This is a genomic window from Halomonas sp. SS10-MC5, from assembly GCF_015992245.1.
Lineage (GTDB): Bacteria > Pseudomonadota > Gammaproteobacteria > Pseudomonadales > Halomonadaceae > Halomonas > Halomonas sulfidoxydans.
In genome coordinates, this window is the sequence record NZ_CP065435.1 from 3,606,362 (window position 1) to 3,623,616 (window position 17,255).

Here is a 17,255-nt window from a genome sequence, read left to right on the forward strand (position 1 = left end):
ATCTCCTTTCATTGAGCCATCCCTGCCGTCTCGGCCTGCCACAACGGCGCGATCAGATCCGGCCTTCCACGGCGGCCACGAAGATGCCGCGGTACTCGTCGGCGTCGAAAGCGACCGGGTTGGTGCCCGACGAGGGATCCGCCACCGCCATGCGCCCGACCTTGTCGGCCTGACGCGTATCGATGCCGAGTTCGGCCAGGCTGTGCGGAATGCCGAGCCGCTCGCGCAGGCCGAGCACCCAGTCGATCACCGCCGCCGTACCCGGCTGGTCCAGGTTGAGATAGCGCCCCAGGCGCACCATCGGCTCGCCGATGGCGCGCTCGTTGGCACGCAGCACGTAGGGCATCAGCACCGCGTTCAAGGTTCCATGGTGGGCGTCGTAGAGCGCGCCGAGCGGATGCGCCAGGGCATGCATGGCGCCCAGGCCGCGCTGAAAGGCGGTGGCCCCCATGCTCGACGCCACCAGCATGTTCATGCGCGCCTCGAGGTCGTGGCCGTCGCTGTAGGCGCGCTGCAGGTAGAGGTCGATGCGGCGCATGCCCTCCACCGCGATGCCCTCGGCCATGGGGTGGTAGAGCGGTGAGCACCACGCCTCCAGGCAGTGCGACAGCGCATCCATGCCGGTGGCGGCGGTGACCGCCGGCGGTAGCCCCACGGTGAGCTCGGGGTCGAGGATTACCGAGGCCGGCACCATGCCGGGGTGGAAGATGATGCGCTTGACGTGCTCCGCCTCATCGGTGATCACCGAGGCGCGCCCCACCTCGGAGCCGGTGCCAGCGGTGGTGGGCACGGCGACGATGGGGGCGATGGCCCGGGCATCGGCATTCTTCCAATTGTCGCCGATGTCCTCCAACGACCACAGCGACAATCCCTCACGCTGATTGGCCATCAGCGCCACCGCCTTGGCGGCGTCGAGCCCCGAGCCGCCACCGAAGGCGATCACGCCGTCGTGACTGCCGCTGCGGAAGGCGGCGATGCCGTCGAGCACGTTGCGCCCGGTGGGGTTGCCCTTGACCTGGCTGAACACGGCGATGCGCAGGCCAGCATCCTGGCACGCCTGCACGCAGGCCTGCACCATCGGCAGCGCCGCCAGGCCGGGGTCGGTGACCAGCAGCGGCGCGCCCATGCCCAGCGCCTTGCAGGCCTCGGGCAGGTCGCGAATCCGCCCCGCCCCGGTGAGGATGTTCGAGGGATAGTTCCAGCCCATGGTGTAGTGGTTCATGTCGTGGCTCATGGCGTTCTCCTGGGCCAGCTCAGGTGTGTTTGAGGTGGAACGACTTGGGCCGGGTCAGCGTCTCGTAGCCGACGCGGGACAGCGAACAGCCGCGCCCCGATTGCTTGACGCCGGTCCAGGCCAGCTCCGGGTCGAGGTAGTCGCAGCGGTTGGTGAACACGGTGCCGGCTTCCAGACGTCGGGCGATGGCCTCGCCCGCCGCGATATCGCGGGTGAACACGGCGGCCGTAAGGCCGAAGTCGCTGTCGTTCATCAGCCGCACGGCTTCGTCGTCGTCCGCCACCGGCATGATGCCGACCACCGGGCCGAAGCTCTCCTCGTGCATCACCCGCATCGAATGATCGACCTCGGTCAGCACCTGCGGCGCCAGGTAGGCGCTGCCCGGCCGCGACAGCGGATACTCGCCGGGGTCGACCCAGGCCTTGGCGCCGGCGGCGACCGCCTCCTCGATCTGGCCGCGCACGAAGTCCGCCGCCGCGGGGCGCACCAGCGGCCCCAGGGTGGTCGCGGGATCGGTGGGGTTGCCGAGCTTGAGCTGGCGCACCCAGGCCACCGCGCGCCCGACGAAGTCGTCGAGGATCGATTCGTGCACATAGATGCGCTCGATGCCGCAGCAGCTCTGGCCCGAGTTGAAGAAGGCACCGTCCATCACTCCGGGCACCGCCTCGTCGAGGTTCACATCGGCGCGGATGTAGGCCGGGTCCTTGCCGCCCAGCTCAAGCCCGGTGGCGATGAAGCGCCCGGCGGCGTTGCGCTCGACCATCGCCCCGCCCGCCACCGAGCCGGTGAAGGAGACGTGGGCGATGCGGGCGTCGCGAATCAGCGCCTCGGCGGCGTCATGGGAGAGGTGCAGGTGCTGGAACACGCCCTGCGGCAGGCCGGCCTCGTCGAAGGCCTGCTGGAAGCGTTCGGCGCACAGCGGGGTCTGGGCGGAGTGCTTGAGGATCACCGCATTGCCCGCCATGATCGCCGGCACCACGGCGTTCACCGCGGTCATGAAGGGGAAGTTCCACGGCGCGACGATGAACGACACGCCCAGGGGCTCGCGGGTGATGTAGCGGGTGAAGCCCGGCTTCTCGGCCAGGCGAATCGGCGCCAGCGCCTCCTCGGCCATGGCGATCATGGTGCGTGCGCGATCCTCGAAGCCGCCGATCTCGCCGCCGGCCACGGCGATCGGCCGGCCCATCTGCCAGGTCAATTCGCGCGCCAGCTCGTCGCGACGGGCAACGAAGGCATCGACCATCCTCGAACACAGCCGCGCCCGTTCGGCCAGGCTCGTCTCGCGCCAGGCCCGCTGCGCCGCCACCGCCCTTTCCAGCGCCGCCTCGACCTGCGCCGGGTCGGCCAGCTCCCGCTCGACGTAGACCGACCCGTCGACCGGGGAAATCGTCTTCTGTATGGCCACTTGGCGTTCTCCTGCTAATTCATTGCCTCAAGTACAAGGTGAGCGCTGAGCGAGCGGTTCGCAGGCAAGGCGGAGCGAAAAGGAGCGAGCGGAGTTGACTGTAGCCAATGAGCATCGCGAGTTTTCGCTCCAACACAGCCTGCGGATCGCGCAGCCAGTGCGGATCAAATAATTTCGAAATAGCGATCGAGCTCCCAATCGGTGATGTGGCGTCGGAACTGGCGTTCTTCCCATTCACGCGTGGCCGCGAAGTGCTCGACGAAGGCATCGCCGAACAGGCTGCGCGCCGCGTCGGAAGCTTTCAACCGCTGGGCCGCTTCCCACAGCGTGCGCGAAAGCGCCTGATGTTCGGGGTGGGCCAGCGCGTAGGCGTTGCCGGTCACCATTTCGTCGGGCTCGAGCCGGTGTTCGATGCCATGGAGCCCCGAGCCGATCGCCGCGGCGAGCGCCAGGTAGGGGTTGGCATCGGCGCTGCCCAGGCGGTACTCGACCCGCTGCGACTTGGCGCTGCCGGGAATCACCCGCAGCGCGGTGGTGCGGTTCTCCACCCCCCAGGTGGCATCGGTAGGCGCCCAGAAGCCGGGAATCAGGCGGGTGTAGCTGTTCACCGTGGGGGCGAACATGGCCAGGAACTGCGGCATCAGCTGCTGCTGGCCGGCGACGAAGTGGCGCTGGACGTCGCTCATGCCGTGGGGCTTGTCGGCATCGAAGAAGGCCGACTCGCCGCTGTCGACGTGATTGAGCGAGAGGTGAATGTGACCGCTCTGGCCGGGGTAGTCCGGCGACCACTTGGCCATGAAGGTGGCCATCAGCCCGCGGCGCTGCGCCCACACCTTGGTGAAGGTCTTGAACAGCGCGCCCTTGTCGCCGGCGGCCAGCGCCTCGTCGACGCGGATCGCCGCCTCCAGCACGCCGGGGCCGGTCTCGGTGTGCAGCCCCTCGATGGGAAAGTCCATCGCCTCGGCCAGGCCGAGCAGCTCGTGATAGAGCTCGCCGTGCACCGAACTCCTGAGCATCGAGTAGCCCATCATGTCGGGGGTGAACGGCTTGAGGTCGCGAAAGCCCTTCTCGCGCACCGACTCCGGCGTCTCCTGGAACAGGAAGAACTCGTACTCCAGCGCGCCGCAGGCGGAAAAGCCCATCGACTCGGCCTTGGCCAGCACGCGGCGCAGCAGCCCGCGCGGGCAGATCGCCTCGGCCGGGCCGGTGAACTCGGCCAGGAACAGCAGCATGTCGCCCTCGCAGGGCAACTCGCGGCAGCTCTCGGGAATCACCCGCAGGGCGGCGTCCGGATAGCCGGTGTGCCAGCCGGTGTACGTCACGTTGTCGTAGAGTTCGTCCTTGCTGTCCCAGCCCAGCACCACGTCACAGAAAGCAAAGCCATGCTGCAGGGCATGGAAGAACTTGTCGCGGCGCATGTACTTGCCGACCATCACGCCATCGATGTCAAACATGCCAACCTTGACGTGGCTCAGCCCGCGCTGTTCGACGATGCGCCGGGCGTCGTCGGCACTCTTCACGTCTCTCGCCTGGAGTCGGCTCATCGCAGCTTCCTCGTCCACCCTTCGTTGTCATTGTTCTTCGAAACCGTTCTTCGAAACCTTTCTTCGAAACCGTTCGTCAAAACTGTGCTCCGAAATTGTTCGATGAAAACCGGCGGGAGCACCGGGACGGCCCGGCGCCCCCGCCCCTCCCTCAGCCGTAGCGATAGGGAGGCCCGGCCTGCTGCATGGTCTGGCGATAGTCCTTGAGGATCTGCACCACCCGGGCGCTGCGCTCGCTCTCCTCGGCGATCTCGTCCCAGAAGGCCAGTGCCTCGTCCTCGAGCCGCTGCCACTCCTCCTCGGGGATCGAGGTCAGCTCCAGCTTGCCACCGGTGGTGCGGTAGTGGGCCTCGCCCCACCAGTACCAGTGCTGGCGGTAGTAGTGGGAGCTGTCCATGCACAGCTTGAACAGGGTCTTGAGATGCTCGGGTACCTCATTCCAGCGCTCGGTGTTGGCAAAGTAGGAGCCGGCCCAGGCGCCGGAGATGTTGTTGGTCAGGTAGTAGCTGCTGACGTCGGCCCAGCCCACGGTGTAGGCCTCGGTGATGCCGGCCCAGGCGATGCCGTCGAGCTCGCGGGTCTGCATGGCGACCTCGATGTCCTCCCAAGGCAAGGTCACCGGCACCACGCCGAAGCGGCTGAGGAAGCGCCCCGCGGTGGGGAAGGTGAAGACGCGCTTGCCCTCGAGGTCGTCGAGGCTGCGAATCGGCTCACGGGTAACGAAGTTGCACGGATCCCAGGCGCCCGAGCCGAGCCAGGTGACGCCCTCGACCTCGCCGTAGGCCTCCTCCCAGATCTCCTTGAGGCCGTAGTGGTGGAACAGCGCCGGCACGTCGAGGCTGTAGCGCGAGGCGAACGGGAAGTAGCCGCCGAACACCGAGACGTCGACCGGCGCATTGATCGAGTCGTCATCGCTCTGCACGGCGTCGATGGTGCCGCGCTGCATGGCGCGGAACAGCTCGCCGGTGGGCACCAGCTGGTCGGAGTAGTAGAGCTCGATCTCCATCTCGCCGTTGGCGGCCTTGTTGAAGGCGTCGATGGAGGGCTTGATCACGTGCTCGGCCAGCGCCGGCCCGGCGTAGGTCTGCAGGCGCCAGCGGATCGGGCTGCGCGACTGGGCATGCACGTAGGGCGCCGAGAGGGTCGTGGCCCCCACGGTGGCGGCGGTGGCCAGGCCCGCCTTCTTGAGGAAATCGCGACGATTGGTCATCTCTCTTCTCCTGCTGTTGTTGCTTGTTGTAGGAAGAAACGCGGTGCTCTTTCGTCGTGCCGGGTTCACCTCCTGGAAGTCAGTAGCCGCGATAGAGCTGCGGCAGCCACAGCGCCAGCTGCGGGAAGATGGTGATCAGCGCCAACCCGATCAGCATGATGCCGACGAAGGGCCAGACGCTGCGGTAGATGTCGCCCAGCGAGATCTCCGGCGGCGCCATGGCGCGCATCAGGAACAGGTTGTAGCCGAACGGCGGGGTCATGTAGGCGATCTGCACGGTGATGGTGTAGAGCACGCCGTACCAGATCGGATCGAAGCCCAGGCTGATCACCAGCGGCACGTAGAGCGGTGCCACGATCACCAGCATGGCGGTGTCGTCGAGAAACATGCCGAGCAGGATGTAGGAGAGCTGCATCATCACGAGTATCTGCCACGGGCTCATGCCGATGCGGTCGAGGAACACGTTCTCGATGGCGCGCACCGCACCGAGGCCGTCGAACACCGCGCCGAAACACAGCGCGGCGAGGATGATCCACATGAACATGCAGCTGATGCCGAGCGTCTTGTGCACGGTGCTCTCGATCACCTTCCAGGTCAGGCGGCGCTTGACCAGTGCCGCCAGGGTGGCGGCCAGCGCCCCCACCGCCGAGCTCTCCACCAAGCTGGTCACGCCCATCAGGAACAGCCCGGTCATGAAGAAGAAGATCAGCAGCGGCAGCAGGCCGGCGCGCAGCAGCTTGAGCTTTTCGGCCAGGCTCATCTGGCGCTCCTCGGCCGGCAGGGTCGGGCCGAGATGCGGCTGCAGGCGGCAGCGGATGACGATGTAGAGCACGAACAGCCCGGCAAGGATCAGCCCCGGGATGGCTCCCGCCAGCCACAGCTGGCTGACCGGCTGGCGCGCGATCATGCCGTAGAGCACCAGCACCACGCTGGGCGGCACCAGGATGCCCAGTGAGCTTCCGGCCTGGATCACGCCGGTGACCATGATCTTGTCGTAGCCGCGGCGCAACAGTTCCGGCAGGGCGATGGTCGCGCCGATGGCCATGCCCGCCACGCTCAGCCCGTTCATCGCCGAGACCACCACCATCAGGCCGATGGTGCCCACCGCCAGGCCGCCCTTGAGCGAGCCCATCCAGACGTGAAACATCTCGTAGAGTTCGCTGGCGATGCCCGACTCGGAGAGCATGTAGCCCATGTAGATGAACAGCGGCAGGGTCAGCAGCGGGTACCAGTTCATCAGTTGGATGGCAGCACTGAACGGCATCTCCACCCCGCCCTGGCCCCACAGCAGCAGCGCCGAGGCGGCACCGACGAAGCCGATCACGGCGAACACCCGCTGCCCGGTCAGCAGCAGCAGCATCATGGTCGAGAACATCGTCAGGGCAATCATCTCGTAGCTCATTCGAGACGCTCCCCTTCGAGTACCACGCCACGCGCGCGCGCAACGTCCTTGAAGAAAGTCGAGAAGGCCTGCAGCAGCATGAGGAAGATGCCGAAGGTCATGACGATCTTGATCGGCGCCAGGGGCGGCGCCCAGGAGGTGTAGCTCTTCTCGCCGTAGCGCAGGGCGTACTCGGTGCTGGAGATGCCGCCGGCCAGCAGCGCCCCGAGGAAGACCAGCAGCAGCACGATGGTCAACGCGTCGACGAGGGCCCGGGTACGGTCGGACCAGCGCGAATAGAACAGGTCCATGCGCACATGGGCGCCCATCTGCATGGCGTAGGCGCCGCCCAGCAGGTAGTAGGCGGCCATCATGAACTGCGAGACCTCGATGCTCCAGATCAGCGGGCTGTTGAAGGCGGTACGGGACACCGAGGCGAAGAGCAGCACGCCGATCATGACGAAGATCATGAACATGACGATGCGTCCCACCACCCGGTTGAACGCATCCACCCAGCGAACGTAGAGCGTTATTATTCTTGGCATCGTTCGGCCGACCTTGAGGGTTGCCTTGAGTTTCGCTCAAGTCTTTGGACGAAATCGTGCGGTGCGCAACGAGCATCGGTTATAGCGACGCCTGAAGTATCGATGAAATCGATAGTGCCTCGTGACAGGGCGCATGTGCCCCACCGAGCCCCTCATCGGGGCACGACAGCATGAAGGGAATAGGGGAGCGATCAACCCTGGGTCACGACCTCGGCAGAGAGCCAGGGCAGTTCCTGCGCCAGTTGGGTGCGGAAACGCTGCTCCAGCAGCCGGCGTCCATCGCGGGCCAGCAATGCAGGCAATTCTCCCAGCTCATCGCGCCGGGCCACCAGCGTCAGTTCCCGCACCAGCGGCGCCAGCGGCAGGGGGGCCACCGTGACCTGGAGCGTGTCGAGGCCGGCCTGATAGAGGCACAGCGGCGTGGTGACGGTCCAGCCCGCACCGGCGCTGACCAGGCGCAGCACGGCAAAGGTGTTGTCGAGATGCAGCCGGGCCGGCAGTTCGAGCTGGTTGAGGCGTAGATGGCGCTCGATGGCCTGGCCGATCAGTGACTGCGGCGTATAGCGCACGAAATCCAGATGTCGCGCCAGCCAGCGCAGGTTGTCCAGCGGACCGTTCCAGGAGAGCGGCACCACCAGCACGAAGGGCTCGCGCAGCAGGGCATGGCGCTCCAGGCCGTCGTAGTTCTCGAGCCGGTCATCGGAAATGATGATATCCACGTGGCGGGTCAGCAGGGAGTGGCCGTGCATGTGCGACAGCCCGGTGGTCAGGGTATAGTCGCGGGTGTAGCGTCGGATCAGTTCGATCAGCGGCTGCCCCACCGCCGTTGCCAGCGAGTCGACCAGCGCCAGGCGTACCTGGTGGAGCTGGCCGAAACCGCCGCTGACCAGCTCGCGGCGGGTGCTGCGCGCGTCGTCGAGCAGGCGCCGGGCGCGGTCGTAGAAGAAGCGTCCTGCGCTGGTCGGTTCGAGCGGACGGGAGTGGCGCTTGAACAGCGTCACGCCCATGCTCTCCTCCAGGTTGGCCAGGCTCTGCGACACCGAGGATTGCTTGAGCCCCAGCCGCCGGGCCGCCGCACTCTGGCTGCCCTGCTCCAGGGTCTCGACGAAGATTTCCATGCTGCGAAGATCGAAACCGAAGCCGCTGCGCATCTGTCTGCCCTCGCTCACGTCATCCGGGCGCTGGAACTCCCCCCGCAGCGCACCGGTCTGAAAGGCTGTTATCCGTCACGCCAGGGAGGTTGCATGACCGTACAGGCCGCCGTCCGGCCGCTGCCCGATCGCCCCGTCTCCACCTGGACCGGCTGGGGACAGTGGCTGGCGCTCGCCACCATGACCCTCGACCACCTGACCCGCTACGTGGCGCCCGATACCTGGGAGCTCGGCTGGGCGGGGTCGTCGCTGGGCCGCATCGCCTTCCCCCTGTTCGCCGCCATGGTTGCCTGGCATGGCCTGTTCAACACGCGCAACCCGTTGCGCTACGCGCGGCGTATCCTGGTCATCGGGCTGGCTGCCCAACTGCCCTACATGCTGATGCCGCGGGCCTCCGACGCCTTCCTGCTCAACGTCTGCTTCACCCTGGCACTGGGCCTGGCCTGGGGTGCCTGGCTGCGCGACCTGCTCGCACGCCAGCGCAGCGGCAGCCTGGGCAGCGCCTGGCTGGCGGCGGCGCTGGCCGCCTCGCTGGCGGTCTGGTACCTGCTCGGCGAGTGGTTCGAGTACGGCCATCGCGGGCTGCTGCTGGTCCCGCTGTTCATGCTCGCCATGCACCACCTCCACACAGCCGGCGAGACGCTCGCCGAGCGCCTCACCGCCGTGGCCATGGCGGCTCCGCTGCTGGTCGTGGCGGGGCTGATGAACAGCTCCGACATGGCCAAGTCGTTCACCGTCGCCACCTGCCTCGCCGTGCTGTGGCTGGCTGCCGGCGCCCACCGCCTGACCCCGGTCGTGCCGACCGTCATGCCCCGCCGGCTGTGGCTGGCCTGGTACCCCGGCCACTTCGCCCTGATCGCCCTGTGGCTGTGGGCCAGCGGCGGGCTCGGCTGAGCAGCGTCATCCTGCGTCCGCCCCCACCCGCTCGGCCAACAGCCACTCGAAGTCTTCGAGCGGCATGGGGCGGTGGAAGTAGAACCCCTGGAACAGGCGACAGCCTCGCATCAGCAGGAAGTCCCGCTGCGCTCGATTCTCCACCCCCTCCGCCACCACGTCGATGCCGAGATGCTGGGCCATGGCCAGGATCGTTTCGACGATGGCGGCATCGCTGCCGTCGGCATCGAGATTGCTGACGAAGCTGCGGTCGATCTTGAGTTCGTCCAGCGGCAGCGACTTGAGATAGGCGAGCGACGAGAAGCCGGTGCCGAAATCGTCGAGGGCCAGGTGCACCCCCAGCCGCTTGAGCGCCTGCATACGCTCGACGGCATCCTCCAGCCCATCGATCATGATGCTTTCGGTCAGCTCCACGACCAGCCGCGCCGGATCGATGCCATGGGTGCCGGTCACCCAGGTGAGCCCTTCGACGAAGCCGGGCTGGGTGAAGTGGCGCACGCTGATATTGACCGACAACCGCGGCAGGACGTCGGCCGGCAGGCGTGACAGCAGCCCGCAGCAGCGCTCCAGCATCCAGGTCTCGAGTTCGACGATCAGGTCGCTCTCCTCGGCGATGGCGATGAACACTTCGGGCGAGACCCAGCCATGGCGCGGATGCCGCCAGCGCATCAGCGCCTCCCCGCCGATGATCCGGCCGCCTTCGTCGAGCTGGGGCTGGAAGGCGATGCTGAGCTGGTCCTCGGCCAGCGCAAGCCGCAGGGCCTGCTCCATCTCCAGGCGCCAGCTCATCTGGGTCTGCATGGAGGGTTCGTAACCGCAGATCTGCGCCCGTCCCTTCAGCTTGGCCTGGTACATGGCGGTATCGGCGTGGCGCAGCACGTCGCCCACGTCTTCGTCGCCCAGTGGGAACAGCGTGTAGCCGATGCTCGGCGTCACGCTGATATGCTGCCCGCCCAGGTCGTAGGCCCGGCGCAGGGTCGAGAGCAGCCGCTCGGCACGGTGCTCGGCCCGCCGCAGCTCGGCCCCGCGGTCGGCGCTCAGGGCCGGCATCAGCACCACGAACTCGTCGCCGCTGAGGCGCGCCGCCATGGCCTCCTTGTCGAGGCTCAGCAACAGGCGCTTGCTGACCTGGCGCAGCAGCTCGTCACCCACCGCATGCCCCAGGGTATCGTTGATGATCTTGAAGCGATCCAGGTCGAGGAACATCACCAGCCCGACGCGACCGTCGTCACGGCGGTCGCGGATGGTCGAGGCCAGCGTCTCGATCAGCAGGCGCCGGTTGGGCAGCTCGGTGAGCGGGTCGAAGTAGGCCTGGCGGTGGATGGTCTCTTCCGCCAGCTTGCGCTCGGTGAAGTCCTCGATGATCGCCACGCCTCCCACCACCTCGCCGGCCTCGTTGCGCAGGGCGCTGTAGAAGGCGCGCAGCGGCGTCTGCTTGCCGCTGACCACGGTGCGGTAGGTGCCCTCGAAATAGCCGGTGCCGCTCTCCAGCGCGTCGCGTATCGCCCCGGTCACGCGTTCGTCGTTGAGCTGCGTCAGCAGGTTCATCCCCAGCAGGCGCTGCCGGCTGGTACCGAGGATGTCGAGGCACATCTCATTGCAGTCGACCACCCGCCCCTCGCAATCGAAGTGCAGCACGCCCAGCGGGGTATGGCGAAAGATCGCACGGTAGCGCGCCTCGCTGACCCGCAGCTGCCGCTCGCGCGAAGAGACGATCAGACGCAGGGCGATGTTGTCGGTGATGGTGCGATGCAGCCGCCGGTTGGTCATCAGCACCAGGCCCAGGAACAGCATCACCATCGCGGCCAGCAGCAGGGAGAGCGAGGTGCCCTGCAGCAGCAGCTGACCCAGCAGCGGCAGCATGGTGGGCAGCACGAACAGCGGCGCCATCCACGCCACCGAGGAGAGCGTGGTGACCCCGCCGGCGGCGATCCCGGTCAGCACGATCGCCAGCGCCGCCAGCTGCTCATGGTGTTCCATGGTGAACATCGACAAGCCGGCGATCCCCCACAGCCCGCCGGCAAGGCCGGCGCCCCAGGCAAAGCGGTACAGCCAGCGCCGCTGAAGCCGTCGCTTCGCCGGCTGGCGCTGGTAGTACCAGGCCAGCCACAGGCGGCCACCCGAGACGGCGACCAGCGCGCCCAGCCAGCCGATCAGATAGCTCGGCGGCAGGATCGGCCACATGGTGCCTACCAGCAGGCAGGCCGCCAGGACGCTGGCCAGTACCGGCTGCCACAGCCGCTCGTAGAGCAGACGCACCTGCTCGTGGGCCAGCTGACGACGATGGGAAACATCCGATAGCGCTGCCGCGTCGTGCTCGCGTTGCTCATCCTGAAGGAGGAAGGACATGCGGGGGTCCGAGTCGATTGTTGTTTTGCTGCCCTATCATGACTCGATAGCGCACCGTTTGGCGAGGCGGCCTCTCAACGCAATTCGGCTGTCGCCCAGCGCAGCAAATCCCGGCGCGCTTAACCGACGTGATGGCTTGTTGCGCCTCTCTTGACCTGAGTCAGTTCGCTTACCGAAGCGTGGTCCACACTGATAGCCAGCAACATACGCTTACCTCATGATTCAGGAGTTCACATGTCGAGTCATGACAAGGGCGCCGGCCAGTGGTTGGTCCTCGGCCTGCCGATCGCCCTCGGCCTGGCCTGGATTACCCAGGGCACCGGGGTGATCGGCAACGACCCCGAGCGCAACATCTGGATTCCAGACGACCTGACCATGCCTCTGCAGGTGCAGGCGGCCTACAACGGCGAGCGCATCTTCTTTCGCTATCGCTGGCCCGCCGAGCGTGCCCACGTCTACCACGATATGCTGCGCTACGAAGGTGGCAATTGGGTACGGCACGGGGCATCGCGCGTCGGGCCAGACCCGGACGGCACCTACGAGGACCGGGTCACCATGCTGGTCGACGACGGCGGCGTACCGGACTTCGGCCGCTACGGCGGCTATGTCACGGTTGGAGACCGGATGCGTTTCTTCACGGACTCGGCTAGCCCTGCCGAGGTGAGCGCCCACCCCCACCTAGGCGAGACGCTCGGCCTGACGGAGGTCCAGAAGCACCTTCCCGAAACGCGCCGCGACGCCGCCGACTGGCGCAGCGTAGTGGATGCCGAGACCCTCGCCGCCCAGCGCGAAGCCGGCTATTTCCTCGACCTGTGGCACTGGCGCGCCGGCCGCGCTAACCCCATCGGCGCCTCCGACGATCAGTGGATCGGCGAGGACCGCTTCGGTGATGCCGGCCAGGGCCCCTTCACCACCAACTGGGACGGCGCCACCGGCCAGCCGCGTTGGATGTTCGACCCCGAGACAACCGGCATCCACGCGCTGCGCTGGGAAGACGTCCAGGCCGAGACGGTCGACTTCGACGGCATCTACTACCTCTCCCGGGCCATGGCGGTCGACTTCGATCCCGACCACGACTGGCAGGACGGCGATGTCATACCCCGACGCCTGCTCGACGAGGGGGCGGGTTCGCGCAGCGACATCCGGGTGCACGGCGATGCACGCTGGGCAGACGGCTTCTGGGACGTGACCCTGGTACGCGCCATGGACACCGGAAGCCCGCTGGACGACAAGGCGTTCCGCGAGCAGGGCGTCTACGACATCGGCATCGCCGTACATCGCAATGCCACCGGCAGCCGCTGGCACTACGTCTCGCATCCCCATAGGCTGGGGCTCGGCCGGCATGCCGACATCCAGGCCCGGCGCATCGACGGCGACTCCCCAGCGTGGAACGACGACTGGTACGAGATGACCCTGTTCTACCCCGGCCAGGTGAACTGGCCCCTGCTGACCAGCCGCGCCCATGCCGGAGCCCCGGACATCGCCGCCGGCAAGCCGGTCCGGCCCCGCCACAGCGAGCAGCAACTGGCGCTCTACGGGGTGGAGAGGGAATTCAACGACGCCATCGTCGGCCAGTGGCGGCTGACCCTGATCGCCGGCCTGCTCACCATGCTCGGCGTCACCTTCGCCCTGCTGCCCGCCTTCCGCCCGTCCCGACGAGGAGAGCGCTCATGACCGGCATGCACCATATGCTCGTCCATTTCCCCGAGGCGTTCTGGGCTCTCGCCACACTGATGATCCTGGTCGGCGCCCTGCCGTCCGGTCGCCTGGCCGAACTTAGCCGCGCCGCCCTGCTGCCGGTGCTCGTGCTCGGCCTGCTCGGCGCCCTGGCCGCCATCGCCAGCGGCTTTCTGGTCTGGCCTCTGGAAGCCAACCTGGCCAGTCCGCTGGCCCGCAACCATGTGCTGATGGCCCTGTGGTCGCTGGGACTCTACACCATGCTCACCGTGCTGGTATGGCGGGCCGGTGCGGCCGCCTTCGACGGAGGCCGACGCTGGGTACTGGTGATCCTGGCCCTGATCGGTGCACTGCTGTTCGCCACCACCGGCACCCTGGGGGGTCACCTGGCCGGAGCCACGACCCGGTTCTCCGAGCTGCTGCGCCTCACCGGCTGGGAGGTCTACACTACCTTCTACAGCCCCGACTGGGTGGCGATGGTGATGGTGTTGATCGGCCTGACCTGCGCCATCCTGGGGTATCGCCGCAAGCGGCCGTCCGGGACCGACGGCTGACCCCCACGCCGCCAGACAGGCGTATCGACGCCCGGCCGGCATGGTGCGATGCCATCGTCTTCATTCGTTCATGCTGATGTCATCTCTGCTGCCGACCATGGGGCTTTCCGTCATTTCACGTGAGGCAGGCAGATGCAACAGCCCCAGCAAATCGGCACCACCGACCCGATCCTCGCCGCGGGCGACGAACCGGCGAGCAATACCTCGCCCACCCCTTATTTCGGCGACGTTCTGGATGCGCGCATGAGCCGTCGCACCCTGCTGCGCGGCAGTCTGGCCGCTGCGGTGGCGGGCGCCATGGCCAGCAGTCTGCCCTTCGGGCGCGCCCTTGCCGCCGGCTCTGGCGCCCCGGCCCCGAGCATAAGCTTCCAGGCGATTCCGGTCAGCACCGCCGATAGCGTGGTGGTACCGGCGGGCTACCGTGTGCAGACCTTCATCCCCTGGGGCACGCCGATCAGCGGTTCCCTGCCGACTTTCTCGCTTGAGGCGAGCGGCGAGGACCAGGCGCATCAGGTGGGCAGCCACCACGACGGTATGCACTTCTTCCCGCTGGAGGACAGCTCCCGCGACGGCCTGCTGGTGCTCAACCACGAATACGTCGAGCCGCGCTTCCTGCATGCCGCTGCCCAGGGCCTGGCGCTCGATTCCGAGGGCTTCCCGCAACACGAGGACGGCACGCGCGACGCCGACCAGGTGCGCAAGGAGCTCAACGCCCACGGCGTCTCGGTGGTGCGAGTGCGCCAGGCTGACGACGGCCAGTGGCAGGTGGTCGAGGACGAACGCAACCGGCGCATCACCGGCCTGTCTCCGATGCGCCTGGCCGGGCCGGTGGCCGGCACCGAGCACGTGGTGACCAAGTACAGCCCCGACGGCAGCATGACCCGCGGAACGTTGAACAACTGCTCCCATGGCGTCACGCCGTGGAATACCTATCTCGCCGCCGAAGAGAACTGGTCGGGTTACTTCGCCAACGAGGATACCGAGATCGATCGGCGCCAGGCGCGCTTCGGCATCCAGACGCGCAGCGAGGGGCGCTATCAATGGCACCGGGCCGAAGGCGGCGCCGACGAGTTCGTTCGCTTCGACGCCACCTCCCGCGGCGCCTCGCCCCGCGAGGACTACCGCAACGAGCCCCACACCTTCGGCTACATGACGGAGATCGACCCTCACGATCCCGATAGTACGCCGGTCAAACGCACCCATTTGGGCCGCTTCGCCCATGAGGGCGTGATCTTCGCCCCCGCGGTGGAGGGCCAGCCGGTGGTCTGCTACTCCGGCGACGACGCCCGCTTCGAGTACATCTACAAGTTCGTCTCGGCCCGGCCTTATCAGGCCGCCAACGCCGACGGCTCGCTGCTAGACGAAGGCACACTGTACGTAGCCAGATTCAACGACGATGGCAGCGGCGAATGGCTGGCGCTCGCCCCGGGTGAGAACGGCCTGACGCCGGGCAACGGCTTCGCCGACCTGGCCGATATCCTGGTCAATACACGCAGCGCCGCGGATCAGGTTGGCGCGACCAAGATGGACCGCCCGGAGTGGGGCGCTGTCGACCCCGCCACCGGCCAGGTCTACTTCACCCTGACCAACAACACCCGTCGCAGCGAGGAGCAGCGCAACGCGGCCAACCCTCGCGCCGAGAATCACTTCGGCCATATCATCCGCTGGCAGGAGGACGGAACGCATGCCGCGGAGCGCTTCCAGTGGGATATCTTCCTGCTGGCGGGCGACCAGGAAACCGGCCGCGACATGAACGGCGAGCCGCTCGACCAGGACGCCATTCTGGCGTCGCCTGATGGGCTATGGATCGATCCGGACCGTCGTGTGTGGATCCAGACCGATATCAGCGAGTCGGCAGTCAACACAGGCGTCTACGCGCCATTCGGCAACAACCAGATGCTCGTCGCCAACCCCGAGACGGGCGAACTCAAGCGCTTCCTCACCGGGCCCGTCGGGCAAGAGATCACCGGCATCGCCATGACGCCGGACCAGCGCACCCTGTTCGTCAACGTGCAGCATCCCGGTGCCAATACCTCGGCTGCGGATTTCGCCGAGGGCCGGCTGGTGAGCCATTGGCCGGAGGGCGGCAGTGCCATTCCGCGCTCGGCAACGCTGGTGATTACCCGCGAAGACGGCGGCATCGTCGGGACATGAAGGGCATCCATCCTGGCGCTGCACATGGCCCTGAGGTCCTGCCCTGGCGGGACCTCATTGGCAGGGACGATACCGACGCTTCGGCAGGAGGTTAGCCGCCTACCCCTGCCAGAAAGATAAACCCCATCACCATGAGTAGCAGAAATAGCGTTTCGGCAACCATCAGGATGACAGGTTTCCAGCCAACAACGGCCAGTTTCTGGAAGGAAGTCTTGATCCCCAGTGCTGCAATTGCCGTGACCAGGCACCAGCGGGACAGATCGGTGAAACCTTCGACCAGCAGTGTTGGAACAATGCCCAGGCTGTTGACGATCACCAGCAGTACGAAGGCCACCAGGAAGCCCGGTAACATGGGCACTCTACTGGCGCCATCCGTCCTCCTCCGCTCATGGCGAAATAGCCACATGAAGGCCATCACCGCAGGGACCAGCATGGCGACCCTCAACAGCTTGACGAAGGTCGAAACGTCGCCAGTGCTTTCGGAAATCATGTAGCCGGCGCCGACTACCTGCGCCACGTCGTGGATGGTGCCACCAAGGAAAATGCCCGCCTGTTCATGGTTCATCCCCAGCACACCCACAACCAAGGGGTACGTCACCATGGCCATAGTGGAAAGCGTCGTCACACCCACCACCGTGAGGATGGTGTTGCGTTCGCTGTTGGCGTGCCGTGGCATTACAGCCGACAGGGCCAGCGCCGCCGACGCCCCGCAGATGGCCACCGAGCCTCCCGTCAGTAAGCCCATCTCGCGATGCAGCCCCAGCAGCCGCGCCAGCACCACACCGGAAAGAATGGTGAAAACCACACCGGCAACGACTGTCAATAGCGGGCCGATCCCCAGCGCCAAGACCTGCTCGATAGTGATGCGAACACCCAGCAAGGCCACCCCTAGGCGCAGTATGGTTCGAGCAGCGAACTCGATACCTGCCAAGCAGCGCTCATCCTCGGAGAGGAAGTGCAATGACATACCAAATAGCAGCGCATACAGCAGAGTGGGGCCACCGTAGTGTTCGGCAAGAAAGGTGGTAGCCAAGGCAATGGTGACACACAGCAACACACCATGCCCCACCCGCGGGATGGTGAGAATCGCCTCCTTGGCTATGCCGAGAGGCCACTGCAGGGCCTGCTTTCCACGCTCAAGCATCATGGCGGTAATC

Annotated in this window: 13 protein-coding genes; 4 read left to right on the plus strand and 9 right to left on the minus strand. The window is 66.8% G+C overall.

Annotation, left to right across the window (positions count from 1 at the left end; genetic code table 11):
• Positions 1 to 52: 52 nt before the first annotated feature.
• From I4484_RS16735 to I4484_RS16765, 7 genes are all read right to left on the minus strand, one after another.
• Positions 53 to 1,234, minus strand: coding sequence for an iron-containing alcohol dehydrogenase (locus tag I4484_RS16735; RefSeq protein WP_197448365.1), 1,182 nt, complete (start codon positions 1,232 to 1,234; stop codon positions 53 to 55).
• 19 nt (positions 1,235 to 1,253) lie between these two features.
• Entirely contained in the window at positions 1,254 to 2,639 is a 1,386-nt protein-coding gene (locus I4484_RS16740; protein WP_197448366.1) for an aldehyde dehydrogenase family protein, read from the minus strand.
• Between the two features lie 164 nt (positions 2,640 to 2,803).
• Positions 2,804 to 4,183 (minus strand): glutamine synthetase family protein, encoded by a 1,380-nt coding sequence (locus I4484_RS16745; RefSeq protein WP_197448367.1) that lies wholly within the window; start codon positions 4,181 to 4,183, stop codon positions 2,804 to 2,806.
• A 151-nt stretch (positions 4,184 to 4,334) separates the two neighbouring features.
• Positions 4,335 to 5,393: a TRAP transporter substrate-binding protein gene (locus I4484_RS16750; RefSeq protein WP_197448368.1), complete on the minus strand. Its 1,059-nt coding sequence runs from the start codon at positions 5,391 to 5,393 to the stop codon at positions 4,335 to 4,337.
• Positions 5,394 to 5,472: 79 nt separating this feature from the next.
• Entirely contained in the window at positions 5,473 to 6,795 is a 1,323-nt protein-coding gene (locus I4484_RS16755) for a TRAP transporter large permease subunit (RefSeq protein WP_197448369.1), read from the minus strand.
• On the minus strand, positions 6,792 to 7,319 hold the full coding sequence (locus I4484_RS16760; RefSeq protein ID WP_197448370.1) for a TRAP transporter small permease subunit: 528 nt from the start codon (positions 7,317 to 7,319) through the stop codon (positions 6,792 to 6,794). The genes I4484_RS16755 and I4484_RS16760 overlap by 4 nt, the downstream gene beginning before the upstream one ends.
• A 191-nt stretch (positions 7,320 to 7,510) precedes the next feature.
• Positions 7,511 to 8,488, minus strand: coding sequence for a LysR family transcriptional regulator (locus I4484_RS16765; RefSeq protein WP_234283704.1), 978 nt, complete (start codon positions 8,486 to 8,488; stop codon positions 7,511 to 7,513).
• 75 nt (positions 8,489 to 8,563) lie between these two features.
• Between I4484_RS16765 and I4484_RS16770 the strand changes: the two genes are divergently transcribed.
• Positions 8,564 to 9,364, plus strand: a complete 801-nt coding sequence (locus tag I4484_RS16770; protein ID WP_197448371.1) for a TraX family protein — start codon at positions 8,564 to 8,566, stop codon at positions 9,362 to 9,364.
• Positions 9,365 to 9,370: 6 nt separating this feature from the next.
• Here the strand turns inward: I4484_RS16770 and I4484_RS16775 are convergent, their stop codons facing one another.
• Positions 9,371 to 11,713 carry a bifunctional diguanylate cyclase/phosphodiesterase gene (locus tag I4484_RS16775; RefSeq protein WP_197448372.1) on the minus strand — a complete coding sequence of 781 codons (2,343 nt, stop codon included), beginning with the start codon at positions 11,711 to 11,713 and terminating at the stop codon, positions 9,371 to 9,373.
• 234 nt (positions 11,714 to 11,947) lie between these two features.
• Here I4484_RS16775 and I4484_RS16780 point away from each other — a divergent pair, with 234 nt between their 5' ends.
• From I4484_RS16780 to I4484_RS16790, 3 genes are all read left to right on the plus strand, one after another.
• Positions 11,948 to 13,387: an ethylbenzene dehydrogenase-related protein gene (locus I4484_RS16780; protein WP_234283705.1), complete on the plus strand. Its 1,440-nt coding sequence runs from the start codon at positions 11,948 to 11,950 to the stop codon at positions 13,385 to 13,387.
• Complete coding sequence (locus I4484_RS16785; protein WP_197448373.1) at positions 13,384 to 13,944, plus strand: DUF2231 domain-containing protein; 561 nt, start codon at positions 13,384 to 13,386, stop codon at positions 13,942 to 13,944. The genes I4484_RS16780 and I4484_RS16785 overlap by 4 nt, the downstream gene beginning before the upstream one ends.
• Positions 13,945 to 14,076: 132 nt before the next feature.
• Positions 14,077 to 16,098 (plus strand): PhoX family phosphatase, encoded by a 2,022-nt coding sequence (locus I4484_RS16790; RefSeq protein ID WP_197448374.1) that lies wholly within the window; start codon positions 14,077 to 14,079, stop codon positions 16,096 to 16,098.
• Positions 16,099 to 16,189: 91 nt separating this feature from the next.
• Here the strand turns inward: I4484_RS16790 and I4484_RS16795 are convergent, their stop codons facing one another.
• Entirely contained in the window at positions 16,190 to 17,245 is a 1,056-nt protein-coding gene (locus I4484_RS16795; protein WP_197448375.1) for a YeiH family protein, read from the minus strand.
• Between the last annotated feature and the right edge of the window lie 10 nt (positions 17,246 to 17,255).